Here is an 18,814-nt window from a genome sequence, read left to right on the forward strand (position 1 = left end):
TAGCTGTGAATATTTTCGGCCATCAAAGCAGCAGATCTCCCGCTGCCGCAGAAGCTGAAATAACCATATGTTTTTACAGCCCGGTCCTAGTAGTTTAACATATAAGTAGCATAGGTGAATTCTGGACTTAGGTAGGTGAAATCTGCTTGCGTGAGGATATAATGGTAACATACGGTGAAGGCCGCCTGAGTATTCAGCTTCAGGCTATTCTGACCGCAGACGGGGTAGCAGTCACCCTTACCGGAGGCGAGAAACCTCATGTGGGCGGAATGGCGCTGAGTGTGCCCCGTCACCCCCCAATCATTCCGGCTCAACGTCCCCACACCTGGATCATTCCCCGCTGCGGGCATCGTGATTCTGATGTGGCTGCCCTGGTGGCCGAACAATTGTGCAAAGATACAGGTTGTTGCGTTGCTGTTATTGCGGGGATTCATATCGATTCGGCCACTCCGTCGGAGATTGGTATGCTGGTTCAGAACAGTCAGCAAGCAACCCGCCTGCTGGCAGATAGGATTAAAGAGATAATGGAGATTAGAGATGCATAACAATCTGCGTTCCTTCATGGAGCAATTACGGCGTGAAAAGGAAATCGTGGAGGTCAACGCCGAAGTTGACCCATACCTGGAACTAGCTGAAATCCATCGCCGGGTGGTCGAGGACAATGGCCCTGCCCTGCTTTTTACCCGAGTCAAGGAGAGCCGCTTTGCAGTTGTCACCAACCTGTTCGGATCCCCACGGCGCATGGAAATGGCCATGGGACCCAAACCGCAGGCCATTGTAAACCAGGCTGTCGATGCTCTGCACCGCCTCGTGCCGCCCCGCCTCCAAACCTTATGGCAGGAAAGGGGCTGGCTGCTGGATGTGGCCCGCATCGGCTTGAATTTCATTCCCTCTCATCGGGCCCCGGTGACCAGACAGCTGATGCAGCCCGTAAATATAAAATCCCTGCCCGCCATCACCAGCTGGCAGGAGGATGGCGGGGCTTTTTTCACCCTTCCTCTAGTATATACTGAAAACCCACACAACCGGGAACACAACCTGGGTATGTACCGTATGCAGGTATTTTCTGAAACTCAGACTGGAATGCACTGGCAGATCCACAAAGGCGGCGGATTTCATTTTCATGAAGCCGAGCGGTTGCAACAGGCCCTGCCGGTTACGGTGTTTCTAGGCGGACCTCCGGCTTTGACAGTGGCTGCGATAACCGCTTTACCTGAGCCTTTGCCGGAATTGCTGTACGCTTCATTTCTTTTGGGAGATAGAATAGCCATGACCAGAGTGGCGGGCCATCCTCATCCCCTCGTGGCTGAAGCTGAATTTGCCTTGTGCGGGGAGGTGCCTCCAGGAGTGCGTCGGCCTGAAGGCCCTTTTGGAGACCATTATGGTTACTATTCACTGGTCCATGATTTCCCGGTTTTCAATATCAAGCAGATTTATCATCGCCCGGATGCTATCTATCCTGCCACCGTGGTAGGTAAACCCAGACAGGAGGACTATTACATCGGGGAATGGATGCAGGATTTACTCAGTCCGATCTTCCCCTTGCTGATGCCAGGGGTCAAATCCCTGCGCAGCTATGCTGAAGCCGGTTTTCACACCTTAAGCGCGGCAGTGGTGAGGGAGAGCTACTTCCGCGAAGCGCTGGCTCACAGCTTCCGCATCCTGGGTGAAGGCCAGCTCAGCCTCACCAAAGTATTGTTGATAACCGATGTTGACCTTGATCTCCGGAATTTTCCACTGCTCTTGGAAAACATCCTGATGCGCCTGGAACCAAGCCGCGATCTTATCATCCTGCACCATACCTCAATGGATACCCTGGATTACACCGGGCGCCAATACAATCAGGGCAGCAAGGCTATCATTATGGGTATTGGCCACCCCATAAGAGACCTCCTCAGGGAGTATCGAGGCAAGCAGCTCCCCGGCGTCACCAAGGTAAAGGCCTATTGCGGCGGCTGCTTGCTGATCTCCGGTGCAAGTTACAGGGACAACCCGCAACTGGCTGCCGAATTGGCCCAGGCATCGCTGCCCGACCTGAAGAACTGGCCACTGGTGGTGCTTGTGGACGATGTAGCGGCGATTGCCGATCAAACCTCTTTTCTGTGGTCGGTATTTACTCGTTTTGATCCCATGCTCGACATATATGCGTGTCAACAGATGCGCCAGAATGCCATTGAGTACCGACTGCCCTTTATCGTCGATGCCCGCATGAAACCGGAATATCCTGCAGAGTTGATACCCAGGCCTGATATCGTCCGGCAGGTCGACCGACGTTGGAGTAGTTTATTCAACCATCCCTGAGCTATCGCACCAAGATTATGAAAAGCGGAAGCCGTCTCATCTATCAGATCGGTATTGAGTAAGCTGTAGGAGATGGGTAAAGTGGGCATGCAAGGCAAGAACCGTATCCAACTGGCCGCCATTTATGGTAAATAGCAGAGGCCTCAGCCGCTGCTATTTTCTGTCTTATAAGGACCTATATCTTAAGTCCTGTAAATATTATTACAAAGAACATCAATCTTCTGCATTTTTTATCGAATATATAAATAGAGGCAACATGGAAGTTTCTGATGCTGTAAAACTAGATATATTGATTATTACATATGGCCGCACTACCGGCCAGAAAGGATACTGCGATGAAAAAAACCACCTTTTGGCTTGCGTTTTCATTTACCCTTCTGCTTGCTTATATAGCAGTGGCTGATACATCACTGCACAGCTATCTGACCGGCATTACCCCCGCCAAGGCTTTATCCGGCAGCGAAGCCATACCAGCAACAGGTACCAATCAGCCCGAACAGGTTTTGCCTGAGGCAGAAAAGACTACTCCTCCGGCTATTGCCGATCCTCACCAAAGTCAATCCCCTGATCGTGCCTCTATGACCGAAACATCGCCTGACAGAATCGGGTCAGTGACACCTGTTCCGGCGCTTCCTGCTGGGGATCAGGCAGTTGGTGCCCAACCCCAGCCAGCACCTCCGGCACCCGCATCCCAACCTAAACCCCAGCCTAAACCTAAATCGGCCACCTCCCCGGCTGCACACGATAAATCGACGCAGCCGGCAGGTTATGCTCAGGAAATGCTGGGCTATATAAACACCGTCCGTGCACAGAACGGGCTTTCCCCGCTCACTCTCAGCAGTACGCTCTGCAATGGTGCTTATTTAAAATCTAAAGATATGGCGGTGAACAATTACTTCAGCCACAACTCTCCCACCTACGGGGACCCCTTCACCATGATGAAAGGCCAGGGCATAACCTACCGCCGGGCAGCAGAAAACATCGCTAAGAATTTCAGCGTTCTGGCCAGCCATAATGCTTTTATGGATTCCAGCGGGCACCGTGCCAATATCTTGAATGCCTCGTTTAAAAGGGTCGGGTTGGGATTCTATCAACAGGGCAGCTACTTATATGTAACCCAGTGGTTCACCGATTGAACCAGGCCATTTAATCAAAAAGCTCCCTTTTTGTGACAGCCGAGGTGGCGAAACGCCACATCATTCTGGAGCGGGAAAGCCATACCAGGCGTACATTGTTGCGTTGATTACTAAGCATCCGCTCTACCAGGTATTGAGCCACTGTTTCCGGTTTATCCCCCAAAATATTAAAAATCCTGCGGGTCTGTTTATCTACAGGCTGGTTATCGCGGGGTCTTTTGATGAAGTCAGTAACCATCATACCAGGGCTGAGGGCTCCCACCAGTATCCCGGTGCCTTCGGCCTCTCTGGCTAAAGCCCGTGTATAATAGGTCACCGCCCGCTTGCTAGTGCCGTAAAGGCTCATTCCCGGGCGCAGCATATCGTTGCTGCCAAAGCCTTCCATATTGAATATCTGACCACTGCCCTGCTTTAGCATGCCCCGCATGGCTACTGCGCAGCCGTACATTGTTCCCAAGAGATTGATACCAATTACGTTCTCGATCTCTTCATTTCCCAGCTTCCACAACGGCTGATGCAGTTGAGCGATGCCGGCATTATTGATCCAGTAATCGACCCGCCCCCATCGCATTTGAGCACTCTGCCACAGGTTTTGCAGTTGTTCGCTTTGCTGCACATCACACAATACCGCATCCACATTGCTGTAACCCTGAAGGACTTGTTGGGCCGCATTCAAATTGGCAGGATTCCTTCCTGATATGGTAACACTACACCGCAATTCTAAAAAACAGCGGGCCATCGAGAGTCCCAATCCCCGAGTGCTGCCAGTGATAACCACTTTTTTCATGCTACTCCTCCTCTGTTCATAGGCTTATTGTGTTGAAAAAGCAGCAATTTTATTATAACTCCTAATCGAGGGCGCAAGAAAAAAGGCCCGAAGGCCCCAATGGTATGGCGTGTATGGCTATGATTTCAGTGTATCATCAAGTTTGAAAATGGCGGCAATGGTCCGGTGTACATTATGCGGAAACCCTGCTTTAGGGTGATGCAGAAATACGCAAGAGTTGGTATAGTATAAGCCCATCTGCTGAGCCAGGCGCAGGACGGTATCATCTGCCGTCCCCTGCTGAAACCATACCCGCCTGATGCCCTTATCCAGGCACTGCGGCAACAGGGTTGCCGTTACCTGAGGATTGGTAAAGAATATCACCCCATCCACCTCAGGAACCTCTGTTAGCGATGGCAAACTTTTGATTCCTCCGATGTTTGTCTCTCGAGGGTTTACCGCCACCAGCTTGCAGCCCTGTTCAATCAAGAATTTGCAGGCCCCCCGACTGAATGACTTAGGGTTGCGCGACAGCCCCACCACCGCAAAGCGTTTATACTTGGTAAAGAAGTCTTTCACGGTAGTGCTCCTTTCCTGCTTATTGACTGGGTTCATCATAACATTTCCTTTTTATGTCATCAAGCTATGGCCCCTGCCGTATAAAACGGGGTTCTCCCCAATGCCAAAAATTTACTTCGAAGGCATTCCCTTTTATTTGGGCAAGTGGGAGCCAATGGAAATAGTGTTGAGACTGCACCCACTTTCCTCTTACACACAAATGGAATAAAAGAGAAGGCTGCCACTTTTGAGACAGCCCTAGCAATTACAGTTTTGTGGTCAGGCTGAGGCGGCCTGTATGTTGAGTCACTTTTCTTAGATGACCCCCGCAGAACGCAGATCCTTGACTTCTTGCTGTGAATAACCACCTACTGCCATCAAGACTTCATCATTATGTTCGCCCAGGATGGGGAATTTCAAGCTCAGTTGCCCCGGAGTCTCAGACAATTTGATGGGGATTCCGGTCATGCGTACGGTTTTCCCGGTATTGTTCACATTCTCAAGTTCTACGATCATTTCGCGCGCTTTGACCTGCGGGTGCTGGCATACTTCATCCAATCCCAGCACCGGAGTGAAGCAAATGTCACTGTCGGCAAAGAAATCCACCCACTCATCCCTGGTCCGCTGTGCGATTATCTCAGATATTTCGGCGATAATCTGTCGCTGGGGTTCTTTTTCAAACTGTTTTTCAATGAGATCGGGACGGCCGATTTTTCTGCAGAACTCGGCATAGAATTTTTCCTCAACAGCTCCCAGACTTACATATTTGCCGTCCTTGGTGGCATAGACCTGGTAAAAACCATAACCACCCGACAATAAACCATCTCCGGAAACCGGCAGGGTGTCCAGACCGGACCACTCACCCAGGGCATAAGCCATCAGACTTACCGAGGCATCCAGCATGGACACATCGCAGAGCTGTCCCTGACCGCTCTTCTGGCGGGCAGCCAGGGCTAACAGAATGCCGATGACCGAATGCAAGGTTCCTCCTGCAATATCGGCAATTTGAGTTCCGCATATGGCCGGCTGGCTATTATACACCCCGTTTACACCGGTGATACCTGCCAAACTCAGGTAATTGAGATCGTGCCCGGCAACATCGCGCAGGGGACCGTCCAGTCCATAGCCGGTGATGGTGCAATAAATAATTCCCGGGTTTATGGTTTTGAGCTGCTCATATCCCAAACCCATCCTGTCCATTACACCGGGTCTAAACTGGTCCACCACCACATCGCTATTGAGCGCCAGGCGTTTGAAAACCTCCTGCCCCTGCGGCTTTTTGAGGTCTAGGGTGATACTCTTCTTATTGCGGTTCACGGTAAAGAAACGCGCGCTTTCACCACCTATCAACGGCGGGAGCATACGGCCCAAATCCCCTCCTTTGGGATCCTCCACCTTGATAACTTCGGCCCCGAAATCGGCCAGCATCTGAGTAGCAAAAGGGCCGGGCAAATATCTTGATAAGTCCAATACACGGATGCCTTCCAAGGGTAAACTCATTCTCTCTCCTCCTCTTCATACGTTTCACTTCTGCTTGGCATGTAAGTCTAAAGACATCACCTCTCTTGCGGCGCCATTGCGCCTAAATTGGTATAGTCAGGCGGACCATTTTATCTGCCAGAAACATGGACAGGGCGTATCGCATTAACCCGTAGGAGAGCTTCCCCGGGTATGGCCTAAGTGTAAGTGCTGATCAAGTGACATAGACTATTATTACGATCCATAATATTCATAACATGGCAATATAAGCACAAAAAGCATACCCTTCGGTATGCTTGGTAGGATTAGGTAAATTCTAATACTTGAATACATTGTATAACAATCAATTTTTCAGTACAACACGCTCTATCTTGCCACTGCAGTCATTTGCAGCCGAATGCAGGGGTTTATACGAAATCCCTCGGGATAAAGTGTACCCTGTAGTTTCCGTAACCGATATTTATCGTTTTGACACCGATTTAATAATCCCCACAAAAAACCGGCCGACCAACGTTTGCTTCGGGCACCGACCGGCTGATGACCAATAATATTCGTCCAGACTGCCTTGCTTACATTGACACCTATAGCGCTGCAGCCGGATCTAAGAGCCTCCTTTTTATAGGCATTCCTGCACTCGTTTGATCAATAGATTCACACACAGGGTTATGTTTTCCGGGGTATATATCTGCAGGTCGCCACGATAATAATGCCTGAATAAGATGTCCACCATTTGCTGATGATCAATTCCGTTATCGCTCATGACTCGTATCCTTTCAAAGGCATCGCGGGCTGCACCCAGGGCGCGCTCATAGAACGCTGGAATCTGCTCCCCGGTCCACAGGGTGCCGTGGGCTATCCCAACAACCCGGGCGGGGTAGCCTTGTATGCGCTTTATAGAATCCATATACATCTCATAGCTCTGAAAGAATATCGGGAAAATGGCTTCATCAGAGATTTGAAATCCTGCCACATCAGATGCGAACAGCACTTTATCTTCGGGCATATATGCTGCCAGACTGCAAGGACTGTGCCCCGGGGCAGCGATTATCTTCAAGCGGCAACCGTCTCCGCTTTCCAGCATATCACCATCTGCTAGTATGATCTGTACCGGCAAAGGCTGGGGTTCCGGCACCTCAACCGCTGCCTCCAGCATTCCCTGCGCCATTAGTACCTTTACCATCTCCCCATCCTGAGTAAAAAATCCCTCCATGACCTGCTGCTTCTGCATCACCTTGCTGGCATAAGGGCTGGATGCCACCAGGGCTTGTGGAAACATCTCCCGCAGATAGGGTATACCACAAATATGGTCAAAATGGGCATGCATTGCCAAAAGGGTTGAAACTTCAGGCTGAGCACTGAGGCTATGCCATTGCTTCCGCAGATTGGCCACTGCGCCGCTGACTCCGCATTCTACAATGATAGCTTCCCGTTTGCCAACTACAAAAAAGTGAAAGAGGCGGTTGCCCAAACAACTGATGTTTTCTGTAAGTTTTTGGTTCATCAGGTTCCCCTCCTCAATTGCCCCAAGAAATAGTAAACTAATTCTATTATATTCCATTCAGCCGAGAAAATGAAAAGCAGCGCCATGGCACCCAGGGGAGTTCTCCTCATTTAACCTGCTGGCTCTAGGGGCTGCGGATTATAAGAATAGGCCGCTGAATTAGCGGGAAGGGCGATCATGTTAAAAAGAAAAATAAGTGAGATTGATCTTTTACGGGGTGTTTCTTTTTTAGCCATAGCATTGCAGCATGCTCTGGCCAGCTTTATCTACCTGCCGGCAACATCACAATCGAATGCGCTGATTTCGGCTTTTCTGTTATTGTTGAGCCGCTTTGCAGTCCCTATGTTCGTTTTCATCACTGGTTTGGTGTTGTTCTATAACCATGGCGATGACGCTCTCAATTACCCGGAGATGGTCAAACGCCGCTTTTCACAGGTTTTCATCCCCTATTGGGTGTGGACCATGTTCTTTTTTGTATGGACCGGTCTGTTATCGGGGCTAGATCCTAGCAGTGAAACCGATATACTGGCCCGGATCGCACAGCTGACCATCTCCGGGGATGGGTATTACCATCTATGGTTCATCGTGATGATACTGCAATTCTACCTGCTCTTCCCCTTATTCAGATATGTAATACGCCGTGGGAGCGTATGGGCGATATGCACTCTGCTGGTAAGTTTCTTGCTTTATCTGGCCTATCTGTGGGGGTATCACCACTTGGCCCCGCTCCTTTATGCCAACAGCAACTCGCCGCTTATTAAAGATATTCTGGATTATCGGGACCGCCTGTTTGTGAGCTGGTTTTTCTATTTCATGCTGGGCGGGTTTGCGGGCTTATACATTAAAAAACTGCGCAGTATGGTGCGGCGCATCCAGCGGTTGAATTGGGTGGTGAATATCACTGCTTTCGCCGTGATCTTCTATCAGATGTCCCAGACCCTGACGCTTACACCCGCAGGATTCTACACTATCAATTACCAACTCACCCTGCCTTTAAGCTATACTATGACGGTTTACCTGGTGTCATCTCTGATTACCGTTTACTACCTTGCCATTACCTGGCTGTATCGGGTCAGAAGGTTGCGGCAGCTGTTGCGCAGCTTCGGGCAATGCTCATTTGGCTGCTACTTTGCCCATCCCTTTATTCTCCATTACACCGATTCTTTTACCAGGTTTGCTTTTTCAGGTTTTAATACCATAATACAAATCATTATCACCTTTACAGCCTGTTCTGCGTTAACCCTGCTATTTAGTTTTGGCTTAAGCAGGATGCGGACTCCGGTAGGCGACCTGTTTGTAGGCAAGGTTCCGGGGGCGCGCCGCAAGGCAAGTCAAAGCCCAAGCCATTCGGCCTCTTTAACTCTGGAGAGGTAGTCATTACCCAGCCGGTTTACCGGCTTGTTTCATCGACAGGGCTACTTTGTGGCGCTCCTTATCCACCGTAAGCACCATCACTTGTATTACCTCCCCAACTGCTATTACGTCAAGGGGGTGCCGGACAAAGTGCTCTGCTATTTCTGATATATGAACCAGGCCGTCCTGTTTGATGCCGATGTCGACAAAAGCGCCGAAGTCGACCACATTGCGCACGGTGCCTGGCAATATCATCCCCGGGTGCAGTGCTTCTATATCCAGGACATCACTGCGAAACAGCGGTGGCGGCAGATCCTCGCGAGGGTCGCGATGCGGTTTTAAAAGGCAGGCAATAACATCACGGATAGTCGGTTCCCCTGCTCCCAACTGCTGGGCCAGTGCTCTCACATCCAACCGGGTGGCTTTCTCCTGCAAAGAACCGCCCCCGATCTCCACTACAGAAGAACCCATCCGGTGAAGTACCTCCTCAGCCAGCTGGTAAGACTCGGGGTGGATAGCAGTGCTGTCCAGGAGATTGTCCTGCCCATAAATGCGCAGAAATCCGGCCGCCTGTTGGAAGGCTTTGGGCCCCAGGCGCGACACTTGCAGGAGTTCATGGCGTCGGGCAAAAGGGCCATTACTGTCACGGTGGCGGACGATGTTGCGGGCGGTGGTTTTCGACAGGCCGCTCACATAAGAGAGCAAAGCTGCCGAAGCAGTATTCAAGTCTACTCCGACCTGGTTCACTGCTGTTTCCACCACTGTACTCAGACTTTCGTCCAACTCCCGTTCGGGCAGGTCGTGCTGGTACTGGCCTACCCCTATGGAACGTGGTTCGATTTTTACCAGCTCAGCCAGCGGGTCCTGCACTCGGCGGGCGATAGAAATTGCGCTGCGCTGTGCTGCATCCAGATCAGGGAACTCCTCCGCACCCAGAGGTGAAGCGGAATAGACGCTGGCCCCGGCTTCATTGACAATGGTATAAGGCACCTCTATAGCGTGATTTCTGATCATATCCGCCACAAACCGCTCTGTCTCCCGTGATGCGGTACCATTGCCGATGGCGATGGCATCCACTCCATACCTGTCAATAACTTGCAGCATTATGCTTTCAGCCTCATCATTTCGACGATGTGGCGGCGTGGGGTAGATAACCCCTACCTCCAACTTCTTGCCGGTGCTGTCAACCACCGCCCACTTACATCCGGTTCTGTAGGCAGGGTCTATCCCCAACACGGTTTTTCCGCGCACCGGGGGCTGCAAAAGCAGGCTGTTGAGGTTGCGGGCGAAAATGTCTATGGCCTGGCGGTTGGCCTGCTCGGTCAGTTCATTGCGCAGATCCCTCTCTATGGCCGGTTTCAACAGCCGAGCCAGGCTGTCTTCAACGGCCTTACTGATATATAAGGCTTTTTCCTTGGTTGCAGCGTATTGTCTGTTCAGTTTTTCTCGGGGTTTATCGCTATCATAAAGCAGAGCTACTTTTAAATAGTCCTCACGTTCGCCACGGTTGATGGCCAGTATGCGGTGAGCGGGGATCCTCTTCACCGGTTCCTGATAATGGTAATACATCTTATAGGCTGACTCCGCCGTGGCCTCCCTGGCCTTGACCGTTATAACCCCGTTATTCCGGACATAATCGCGCAGCCAACTCCGGTTGCCAGCATCCTCAGCCACCTGTTCAGCGATGATATCCATAGCACCCTGTAGAGCCTGCAGCGCATCAGCCACCTCTTGGTTAACAAATTGCGCTGCTATTTGCAGGGGGTCGCCATCCTGGGGTGAGAGCAGCCATTGCGCCAGAGGCTCCAAACCTTTATCTCGCGCTACCGCAGCACGGGTGCGGCGTTTGGGACGAAAGGGCAGGTAAATGTCCTCAATCTCAACCAGTCGAACCGCATTTCTGATTCTAGCCTCCAGGTCAGGCTGCAATTTACCCTGCTCACTGATGAGACGGATCACCTCATTTTTGCGGTTTTCCAGGTTGCGATGCCATTTGAGTCTTTCTTCGATGAGTCGGATAGCGACCTCATCCAAGCCTCCGGTCATCTCTTTACGGTAACGGGAGATAAACGGTACGGTGTTGCCGTCCTCCAACAATTTAGCCACCATACTGATCTGATGGGGCGGTAGGTTTGTTTCCAAGGATATCTGCTCATAAGTGAACTGCATTGATTCTGCCTCCATAACTGATAAAGCCAGCCCAGTTATTTACAATACTTTTAACTAGTGCTGGCAGCAATAATCATTTGTTTAGCCGGTTAAGATTGATTTCCCATTATCAGCGGAATTCAACCTGCCAGTATTCCTTAAATAATTGACATAAAGAATTCCACCTGCGGGGATAAGAATTCGAACCGCTTTTCTTGATTCTGAAACCTTCAAATTCGATTCGGACTACCCATTCACCGCCCTTGCCCTCATCTGCTTCATAGCGCTCCCCCCAATGGAGCAGCCCGGCGTCCTTGAGCCCATTTATAAATCCCTCTAAGTCAGGATGTTGCATATTGATGACCTGTTCTTCAAGGGCAGGTTCGTCGCTGCTGCTCTTGTTCCAGCATTGGTATTTACGCCACAGGCCACGCCTGGCCTGGATGTCGAGTTTCACCTCTACGGTATCTGAGTCCGGGTGGGAGGAGGCTGCGTGTATAAAGACAATGTCTCCATAATCCTTGTCTAACGGCACTTGGTCAACCCATATACACTCCTCACAGTCCTGGCAGGGGGGATGATGATGCGGATGGGCCTGTAAACACAGCCCGCGTCTTTTGAGCGGGCTCCCCTTCGAGCTGCCGGGTTGGAATGCTGGTTCCTGGCCAAATTGACTCTTATTGTCCTCTCTACCCATTGATATACCTCCGCAAATGTCTCTTTACCAATTCCAGGACCCGTCTGCGTTCCAGCGGCTGGGAGGCGCCTCAGCCAGACCTGTTTTTATCCTCAACCTGTCATTTAAGGTGCTCTTCTGCTTGAAATATCCTTGTTCGACGCACACCGGATCGGCCTGGTAGGATTTTTGTTCAGCTTCGGCCAGGCTGAGCGCTTTGAGATTGCTCTCATCCAGGCCAGCAGGATATTTTTTGCCTAAAATGTATGGGGGCGCATAATAAATACCGCTGCTCTGATCCACATAGACCACCGCTTGGGGCGGCGCTTTGTCAGCAATAATAATAAATTGGCCTACCAGTCCCAGTAAAATCATTATCCCTATCAGGATGGCCAATACGCTGTATACTCTCTCCGATTTAGGCATCTCCAATTGCATCGAATTTATCACCTCGCCAGTGTTATTATCTCAGTTTTATCCAAGTGTCAGGTTGTTAAGCATAAGACCCGCTAAAATTAGCAGGTCTTCCATAAAAAATGCGCCAATCTCGAATTGCTCTGGCCAATCCGACAGCCTACGCCTTAAGTCAACCGTTTTGGATAGCAGAAAAAACGCCAGAGTAGCCCTGCAACTGGTTTCCGCGCTCTTAATCCCAGCCTTAATGTATTTCGTCATGGGGATAATCGTTTCCTGCTTAAAATTCCAGCCACTCGGTGAATGGCACCCCAAGGCCGTAGCTCTTACTAACTACAGCTCGGGGGTAGGAGGCTGACCGCTTACGGACAGCCTCTTCAGTGCTCAACTACTGGCAGGCTATTCAATATGAGCCGCTTTGGCGAGGGCATTTACATAGGCCAGTGCACTGGCTTCAAAAATATCAGTGCTTATACCCCGACCAACCACCAGGCTGTTTTTATAACGTATCTTAACGGTAGCATCCCCCATGGCTTCTGACCCGCGGCTGACTGACTTGAGGGAATAGTCTTCCAGCTTTACCGTTTTGCCCACAATACGATCAACAGCTTTGAAAACCGCGTCCACCGGACCAGCGCCGCAAGCCGCATCACTGCTTACCTGGCCATCAATTTCCAATGTCACTGTGGCGGCAGCATGGGCTGCCCCACTGGAAGTGACTGACAGCTGCTTGATGGAGATGCCGTTGACTTCCTTAGTGGCATTGCCCATTAAGGCGTGCAGGTCATCGTCAAATATCTCGCTTTTCAGGTCGCCTAATTCCAGAAATTTAGCATATATATCATCCAGATTTTCCTGTACTCCGGTATACCCCAATTCTTCCAAACGGTGCTTCAGGGCGTGCCGTCCGGAGCGTGCACTGAGCACTATCCGGCTGCGCGGGATGCCCACCACCTCAGGGTCTATGATCTCATACGTGTTGCGCTCTTTTAGTACCCCATCCTGATGGATTCCCGAAGCATGCATGAAAGCATTGGCACCCACGATGGCCTTGTGGCTTGGCACCGCTACTCCGGTAATCCTTGAGACCAGGCGACTGGTAGCGGCAATTTCACGAGTGTTGATCATCACATCCACCCCATAGAGGTTCTTTTGGCTGTAAACCGCCATTATCACCTCTTCCAAAGAAGTGTTCCCGGCCCTTTCACCAATGCCGTTAATGGTACCTTCTACTTGAGAAGCCCCAGCCCTGATGCCCGCCAGCGAATTAGCCGTAGCCAGACCCAGGTCATTATGGCAGTGGATACTAATGACTGCATGGTCTATGTTGGATACGTGGTTCTTCAGGTAGGAAATCAACTCCTCATACTGCCATGGGGTGGAGTAGCCTACCGTATCAGGGATATTAACTACCGTCGCACCTGCCGCGATGACTTTGCTGACTATTTCTACCAGGAAATCACGCTCACTACGGGAAGCGTCTTCGGCGTAGAATTCAACATCACTGACGTATTTCTTAGCCCGCTTGACTGCTGCCACCGCGGCTTCGACAACCTGAGAAGGCGACATTTTCAGCTTTTTGGCCATATGCACCGGAGAAACCGCAATGCCAGTGTGAATACGAGGTGCTTCGGCATCCCTCAAAGCCTCGGCACATGTATCAATATCTTTTTCAACTGCACGGGTAAGACCACAAATGGTGGCCCCTTTGATCTCTTTGGCGATAGTCTTTACCGAATTGAAATCGCCAGGTGAAGAAGCTGGAAAACCCGCTTCAATAATATCAACGCCCAGTTTTACCAGTTGGCGTCCAATAACCAGTTTTTCTTTGACATTCAGGGTGATGCCCAGGGATTGTTCTCCATCTCTCAAGGTGGTATCGAAAATATACAGCTTGCGCATAGTGTAAGTCCTCCTTTTTAGTATTCAACGCATTTTTCACTAGGTCAGCAAGGTCTGCTTCCATCGCGACCACCTCCTCAAAAAATATAAAAACCCTTCGCTCAAAACATTTTGAGACGAAGGGTATACTCCGCGGTACCACTCAATTTAGCGACCCGAGCCGCTCACTCTTCTAGATACGGGATTATTAATCCGATATCCGCTTCCTTTTAACGGTGGAAGTCTCCGTCCGAGCCTACTTTATATTTCGGTCGGCAACTCCAGGGGGAGTTCGGTATATTGAACCGGCCGCCTCACACCAACCGACGGCTCTCTGTGTCTCCATCATATATACCTAATAATCCCTGTCATGGTCTTTTTAGTGATATTTACAATATTATACTTAATGCAATTGGGGCGGTCAATTTTTTTACCTAGACTTCTAATACTGAAATATATGCCACCGGGGTTGAATTATTCCCTATATGAATCTGATTTTGTATTGTCTTACTTTCCCCACAATGACTGGTCGACGGTCCCGGAAACAATACTTAGCTCAATTGACCATGCCAATTCAGCCTTCTACTCCGTGTTGTACCCTAAATAAACAAATACTTAGCGGTTTTCCATAATCTGCCCAAGCTGCTGGTAAATAGCCACTATGTCAGCGTCCTTGATGCGCACCAACCCACTGCTGGAGGGTGCCACAAAATCATCTACCCCAGCCACCATCTGCCAAGGCTGCAACCCCCATGAAATCAACTTTTTATTGGAATAAGCCTGGTATACTCCTTTTCCCACATAGCATACCACCCGGGGACGGTATTTATTGATCTTGTCCTTCAACATCTCCCTACCTCGGGCATACTCTGTTGGGTTTATATCTGCCGCCGCTCTGGTGGGACGGTCCACGATATTGGTCAGCCCAAAACCTAAATCCAGCAGGCAGTGGCCTTCCTCGGGTTTGTACTTGCGTGGGGTCAAACCGGAGCGGTACAATATGTTCCAAAATCGGTTGCTGGGATTGGCAAAGTGGTGTCCGGTTTGGCCGGAACGGATGCTGGGGTTAAAGCCTACGAAAAGTATATTTAACCCTGGTTTTATATAATCCGGCACTTTAAGCAAGTGTTTATCCATGCTTACCATCCCTTCTGCCCCGATGAGCTTTGATCAACTCCGATGTATGGTTATAGCCTTGAGGTTAGTTCTCCCACACGGTTTATCCCTAATTATAATCTTCTTAACACGAAATAGCCTCCCCGACCTAAACTAAAATTTTTGAACTATCCATTTTATTCATATCATGAAACATATTTCAATCTCTGACAGTCTGTAAAGCAGGAACAAGCCTATGTTAGAATTATTATATAGTTTCAACCGTTATTTCATCACTGTTTGTCCTTCGGGGGGAGAAGTATTGATTAGGCGTATTGCTGTAATGTTTTTGGTGCTGTTAGTTCTGATTGTAAGTGTTAGTTCCATTTCCGCCGGTCAGCATACATACCTTAATATCCCCTATGGTGAGTCATCAGCGCAGAAATTGGATATATTTTTGCCTGACGGTTTTGAGGGGCCCTATCCGGTCATTATCTCTATCCATGGCGGCGGTTGGTGCTCCGGTGACAAAGTGGGCCCGGATACGGAGATAGCCAAATCCGGCCTTAAACGCGGATATGCCGTGGTAGCAGTAAATTACCGTTTGAGCCAGGAGGCCCTGGCTCCGGCGCAAATTCAGGATGTCAAAGCCGCCATCCGCTTTATCCGCGCCAATGCAGATCGCTACCATCTGGATGCGAATAGATTTGCAGTCTGGGGAAGCTCAGCCGGCGGCGCCCTGGCTGCCTTGGCAGGCACTACTGCAGGGGTTGCTGCGCTGCAGGATTTGAGCATTGGCTGTGCTGATGAATCTGATCGCGTGCAGGCGGTAGTTGATTGGTGTGGACCAATTGATCTATCCACTATGGATGCGCAGTTTTTAGCCAGCGGAATAGACGGTGAAAAGATGGACCTGCCCACCTCATATGGCTCTAAATATGTTGGCAATAGGATCGGCCAGGCTAATGATCTGGTACAGCTGGTGAATGCCGCTAATTATATCACATCTGATGATCCCCCTTTTTATATACAGCACGGCACCGCAGACACCCTGGTGCCTTATCAGCAGTCTCTGCAATTTGCCAAAAAATTGGAGGCCATCCTGGGCGAAGACAAAGTTCATTTGGTTACTATGCCGGGAATGGGCCATGACGGCCGTGGCTTCACCAATTCCGAAAGTGTTGAAGAAGTACTGAACTTCCTGGACAAAGCCTTGCAGAAGTGATCTGGGCCAGTTTGAACCACTGTATATTTTGACCCAGGCCTGGTTCATCCATCTCCTCTATCTGCTTTAAATAATAATACCGTCAAGGCTGGGCCCAATATCAGGCAGAGTATTCAGCCAGCAGAGCAGAAAATGCGGAAGTTTCTTTCCACCTATGAAAGTTTGCCTTTTGAATTATTTATAGACCCCCAGATGAATATTCTTTATCATAGTAAATAAGGAAGGTCTTATTCCTCCGATCATTGATTTAATAACGAGCACTAAACATAATATACGTCACGCCATGTGCTGTTTATGGTTTTCATTAGACTACAGATAGAAAACCACAAGGGTAAGGGTAGGTATCAAACAGCAAAGGAGGCGGTTGGTCAAGTAAGCGAGTTACTATGCTGAGGAGTAGGTAAGTTTTAAGGAGGGGAATCAATGAGCGAATTCGTGGAAAAAGTCAAAGACAATGCAGCCAATAATTTTAAAGTTGGCCTCAACTGCGCTGAATCAGTGTTTAAAGCGGTTATGGATACCGGGGTGGCTCCTGAGTTTCCTGCAGAAGCAGTGGCCATGGCTACCGGCTTCGGAGGTGGAATGGGACTGGCCGGCAACAATTGCGGTGCCCTGGTAGGTGCGATAATGGCTGTAGGAGCGGTGCATGGGCGCAAAAATCCGCTGGAGGGTGAATTTGCTGAACGCGTGGATCGTTTATACGGTAATCCCGGACTGTACAGATTCTTCAATGGAATGTCACATGAATTTAAAGAAAAATATGGCGCTCTAGACTGCAAAACTCTTAACGAGGGCTATCCTGAGTGGCAGGACAAAGGTCGGTTTAAAGCCTGCATGAAGATGGTTATCGCAGCGGCAGGAATGGCGGCAGAATATATAGAAAAGGGCAACACTGAGGGTTATACTCAACCCTTCGGAGAAAACGTGGCTGGCAAAGTATAACCTATATTTTGGTCAATACACAAGTATAAGAAAGCGGCATTGAGCCGCTTTCTTATTTCACATTCTATGCAGTCACAGAACGTTTATCTGATTATCCTGGATTGCTGATGTCCAGACAAGATATCCCAATATTCAATGATTTATCTTTAATAAACCCAATCTTGCTCGGCGCTATGTACCGCTTCTGCAATTTGTAAAGCGGCTCCATTTGTGCTATTTTGTTATGTAGACCATCATGGGGATAATCAGTCACATATTATCAAAGACAATAACATGATCAGCATATGAGACAGTATTCGAGAGGCAATCCCATAAGAGTTTGGTTTATTTTGTTCCATTATATTAATAAATTAACTAAAAGCAGATCATCCAAAGTCACTGATGTTGGGAATAATAAACATGAAGGGTTATTAATAAGGTTAATTACGGGTAACAGAGGAATTGTACTTTAGTAAAACACAAATGGGATCAGAAGTGTTGTCCCTTTCCCGTAACGGAAAGGGACTATCTTTTCAAGCTAAAAAGAAGATTACCAGGCCATCAACGATGATAAACATGACACCTAATTAAGAAAAGTGACTGTCCGCAGTGAAGATATCTACTAAGCCAATAGGTTAAACATCTTCATCCTGGTCAGTATCGAGTTCCACGCAGGTAAAATCTTTGACAATATCCTCTATTACCTCTACCTGTAAGGTTTCATTATCTTTCATGAATTTATAGATGCCATTATTAAAATCGGTACCGATTTCTTTAAAAAAGATGCCTTCACAGACCGCATCTTTTGAGCATTTGAAAACCAGACGAAAGTGATCGTCTTCCTTTATCAAATAAGAGCGTATGCCTTTTTCGTAATTTAGATGAGGATCTTTGAGATAACGGGCTACTGATATGATGTGCAAGTCTACAAAGGGTATTTCGCGTAATAATAAATTTACAATCGATTCTTTGGTCATTTGTTCCCAGCGGCTTTGGGCGGTCTGGCCTATAATTATTTGAGTTATGTTTCTTTGCCGTGCAGTCTCGGCAATCACTTTATAGGTGGGCCGTCTATCATTATCCTTCAGGATAAAACCATCAGCATTCATCTCAGCCGCCAACTGTTTCCACTTGGAGATATAATTGGACTTTTCGGCATCCAATTCGTCAAAAGGTTTGGGATCTACAGTCAGAATATAGAGCGGGCAATCAAATATTTTGGCAATTGCACAGCCCCGCCGTATGAGCCGTTCACCATTGGGTCCATAATAGACACAAACGAGGATGCTTTCGTCCATGCGGTTTTTTTTCTTCTTCAGCATTTACATCTACCTCGGAATCGCTGTAAAGTCCGTCTAAA

At 49.1% G+C, this 18,814-nt stretch carries 17 protein-coding genes and 1 other annotated feature; of the genes, 7 read left to right on the top strand and 10 right to left on the bottom strand.

Annotated features, from left to right (window positions below):
• Positions 1 to 161: 161 nt before the first annotated feature.
• From lpdD to AC15IQ_RS01240, 3 genes are all read left to right on the top strand, one after another.
• A complete protein-coding gene (lpdD, locus tag AC15IQ_RS01230; protein ID WP_483176803.1) occupies positions 162 to 545 on the top strand; it encodes a prenylated flavin chaperone LpdD in 384 nt (127 codons plus the stop codon).
• The gene (locus AC15IQ_RS01235) at positions 538 to 2,301 is read left to right on the top strand and encodes a UbiD family decarboxylase (protein WP_483176804.1); all 1,764 of its coding nucleotides are present in this window, start codon (positions 538 to 540) and stop codon (positions 2,299 to 2,301) included. Before lpdD ends, AC15IQ_RS01235 begins: the two co-directional genes overlap by 8 nt.
• Positions 2,302 to 2,636: 335 nt before the next feature.
• Complete coding sequence (locus tag AC15IQ_RS01240; protein ID WP_483176805.1) at positions 2,637 to 3,437, top strand: CAP domain-containing protein; 801 nt, start codon at positions 2,637 to 2,639, stop codon at positions 3,435 to 3,437.
• 10 nt (positions 3,438 to 3,447) lie between these two features.
• On the opposite strand, the gene AC15IQ_RS01245 is transcribed toward AC15IQ_RS01240, so the two are convergent.
• The 4 genes from AC15IQ_RS01245 to AC15IQ_RS01260 form a co-directional block, all read right to left on the bottom strand.
• Complete coding sequence (locus tag AC15IQ_RS01245; protein ID WP_483176806.1) at positions 3,448 to 4,224, bottom strand: SDR family oxidoreductase; 777 nt, start codon at positions 4,222 to 4,224, stop codon at positions 3,448 to 3,450.
• Between the two features lie 117 nt (positions 4,225 to 4,341).
• Positions 4,342 to 4,821, bottom strand: a complete 480-nt coding sequence (locus tag AC15IQ_RS01250) for a CoA-binding protein (protein ID WP_483176807.1) — start codon at positions 4,819 to 4,821, stop codon at positions 4,342 to 4,344.
• Between the two features lie 255 nt (positions 4,822 to 5,076).
• Positions 5,077 to 6,261, bottom strand: a complete 1,185-nt coding sequence (locus tag AC15IQ_RS01255; RefSeq protein WP_483176808.1) for a CaiB/BaiF CoA transferase family protein — start codon at positions 6,259 to 6,261, stop codon at positions 5,077 to 5,079.
• Positions 6,262 to 6,856: 595 nt separating this feature from the next.
• Positions 6,857 to 7,741: an MBL fold metallo-hydrolase gene (locus tag AC15IQ_RS01260; protein ID WP_483176809.1), complete on the bottom strand. Its 885-nt coding sequence runs from the start codon at positions 7,739 to 7,741 to the stop codon at positions 6,857 to 6,859.
• A gap of 177 nt (positions 7,742 to 7,918) precedes the next feature.
• Here AC15IQ_RS01260 and AC15IQ_RS01265 point away from each other — a divergent pair, with 177 nt between their 5' ends.
• Positions 7,919 to 9,115, top strand: coding sequence for an acyltransferase (locus tag AC15IQ_RS01265; protein ID WP_483176810.1), 1,197 nt, complete (start codon positions 7,919 to 7,921; stop codon positions 9,113 to 9,115).
• A 3-nt stretch (positions 9,116 to 9,118) separates the two neighbouring features.
• On the opposite strand, the gene AC15IQ_RS01270 is transcribed toward AC15IQ_RS01265, so the two are convergent.
• From AC15IQ_RS01270 to AC15IQ_RS01280, 3 genes are all read right to left on the bottom strand, one after another.
• Positions 9,119 to 11,263, bottom strand: a complete 2,145-nt coding sequence (locus tag AC15IQ_RS01270; RefSeq protein ID WP_483176811.1) for a Tex family protein — start codon at positions 11,261 to 11,263, stop codon at positions 9,119 to 9,121.
• Between the two features lie 109 nt (positions 11,264 to 11,372).
• Positions 11,373 to 11,777, bottom strand: a complete 405-nt coding sequence (locus AC15IQ_RS01275) for a hypothetical protein (protein WP_483176812.1) — start codon at positions 11,775 to 11,777, stop codon at positions 11,373 to 11,375.
• Between the two features lie 186 nt (positions 11,778 to 11,963).
• Positions 11,964 to 12,356, bottom strand: coding sequence for a hypothetical protein (locus tag AC15IQ_RS01280; protein ID WP_483176813.1), 393 nt, complete (start codon positions 12,354 to 12,356; stop codon positions 11,964 to 11,966).
• 157 nt (positions 12,357 to 12,513) lie between these two features.
• Here AC15IQ_RS01280 and AC15IQ_RS01285 point away from each other — a divergent pair, with 157 nt between their 5' ends.
• Positions 12,514 to 12,690 (top strand): hypothetical protein, encoded by a 177-nt coding sequence (locus AC15IQ_RS01285; RefSeq protein WP_483176815.1) that lies wholly within the window; start codon positions 12,514 to 12,516, stop codon positions 12,688 to 12,690.
• Between the two features lie 41 nt (positions 12,691 to 12,731).
• On the opposite strand, the gene AC15IQ_RS01290 is transcribed toward AC15IQ_RS01285, so the two are convergent.
• Positions 12,732 to 14,234 (bottom strand): 2-isopropylmalate synthase, encoded by a 1,503-nt coding sequence (locus tag AC15IQ_RS01290; protein ID WP_483176816.1) that lies wholly within the window; start codon positions 14,232 to 14,234, stop codon positions 12,732 to 12,734.
• A 109-nt stretch (positions 14,235 to 14,343) separates the two neighbouring features.
• Positions 14,344 to 14,594 (bottom strand) — a binding site (T-box leader).
• A gap of 234 nt (positions 14,595 to 14,828) precedes the next feature.
• Positions 14,829 to 15,350 (bottom strand): mismatch-specific DNA-glycosylase, encoded by a 522-nt coding sequence (locus AC15IQ_RS01295; protein WP_483176817.1) that lies wholly within the window; start codon positions 15,348 to 15,350, stop codon positions 14,829 to 14,831.
• A 280-nt stretch (positions 15,351 to 15,630) separates the two neighbouring features.
• On the opposite strand from AC15IQ_RS01295, the gene AC15IQ_RS01300 reads away from it, so the two are divergent.
• A complete protein-coding gene (locus AC15IQ_RS01300) occupies positions 15,631 to 16,533 on the top strand; it encodes an alpha/beta fold hydrolase (protein ID WP_483176818.1) in 903 nt (300 codons plus the stop codon).
• 423 nt (positions 16,534 to 16,956) lie between these two features.
• Positions 16,957 to 17,475: a C-GCAxxG-C-C family protein gene (locus AC15IQ_RS01305; protein WP_483176819.1), complete on the top strand. Its 519-nt coding sequence runs from the start codon at positions 16,957 to 16,959 to the stop codon at positions 17,473 to 17,475.
• 614 nt (positions 17,476 to 18,089) lie between these two features.
• Here the strand turns inward: AC15IQ_RS01305 and AC15IQ_RS01310 are convergent.
• Positions 18,090 to 18,776, bottom strand: coding sequence for an adenine nucleotide alpha hydrolase family protein (locus tag AC15IQ_RS01310; RefSeq protein ID WP_483176820.1), 687 nt, complete (start codon positions 18,774 to 18,776; stop codon positions 18,090 to 18,092).
• Positions 18,777 to 18,814: the final 38 nt, after the last annotated feature.

Source organism: Syntrophomonas sp. DTU019, from assembly GCA_913757435.1.
Taxonomy (GTDB): Bacteria; Bacillota; Syntrophomonadia; order Syntrophomonadales; family Syntrophomonadaceae; genus DTU019.

Bases quoted from the DNA above. Each gene is read 5' to 3' on its own strand.
- AC15IQ_RS01290 (WP_483176816.1), bottom strand. From the start codon at position 14,234: ATGCGCAAGCTGTATATTTTCGATACCACCTTGAGAGATGGAGAACAA.
- AC15IQ_RS01260 (WP_483176809.1), bottom strand. From the start codon at position 7,741: ATGAACCAAAAACTTACAGAAAACATCAGTTGTTTGGGCAACCGCCTC.
- AC15IQ_RS01295 (WP_483176817.1), bottom strand. From the start codon at position 15,350: ATGGATAAACACTTGCTTAAAGTGCCGGATTATATAAAACCAGGGTTA.
- AC15IQ_RS01250 (WP_483176807.1), bottom strand. From the start codon at position 4,821: ATGATGAACCCAGTCAATAAGCAGGAAAGGAGCACTACCGTGAAAGAC.
- AC15IQ_RS01245 (WP_483176806.1), bottom strand. From the start codon at position 4,224: ATGAAAAAAGTGGTTATCACTGGCAGCACTCGGGGATTGGGACTCTCG.
- AC15IQ_RS01240 (WP_483176805.1), top strand. From the start codon at position 2,637: ATGAAAAAAACCACCTTTTGGCTTGCGTTTTCATTTACCCTTCTGCTT.
- AC15IQ_RS01280 (WP_483176813.1), bottom strand. From the start codon at position 12,356: ATGCAATTGGAGATGCCTAAATCGGAGAGAGTATACAGCGTATTGGCC.
- AC15IQ_RS01310 (WP_483176820.1), bottom strand. From the start codon at position 18,776: ATGCTGAAGAAGAAAAAAAACCGCATGGACGAAAGCATCCTCGTTTGT.
- AC15IQ_RS01255 (WP_483176808.1), bottom strand. From the start codon at position 6,261: ATGAGTTTACCCTTGGAAGGCATCCGTGTATTGGACTTATCAAGATAT.
- AC15IQ_RS01270 (WP_483176811.1), bottom strand. From the start codon at position 11,263: ATGCAGTTCACTTATGAGCAGATATCCTTGGAAACAAACCTACCGCCC.
- lpdD (WP_483176803.1), top strand. From the start codon at position 162: ATGGTAACATACGGTGAAGGCCGCCTGAGTATTCAGCTTCAGGCTATT.
- AC15IQ_RS01305 (WP_483176819.1), top strand. From the start codon at position 16,957: ATGAGCGAATTCGTGGAAAAAGTCAAAGACAATGCAGCCAATAATTTT.
- AC15IQ_RS01235 (WP_483176804.1), top strand. From the start codon at position 538: ATGCATAACAATCTGCGTTCCTTCATGGAGCAATTACGGCGTGAAAAG.
- AC15IQ_RS01265 (WP_483176810.1), top strand. From the start codon at position 7,919: ATGTTAAAAAGAAAAATAAGTGAGATTGATCTTTTACGGGGTGTTTCT.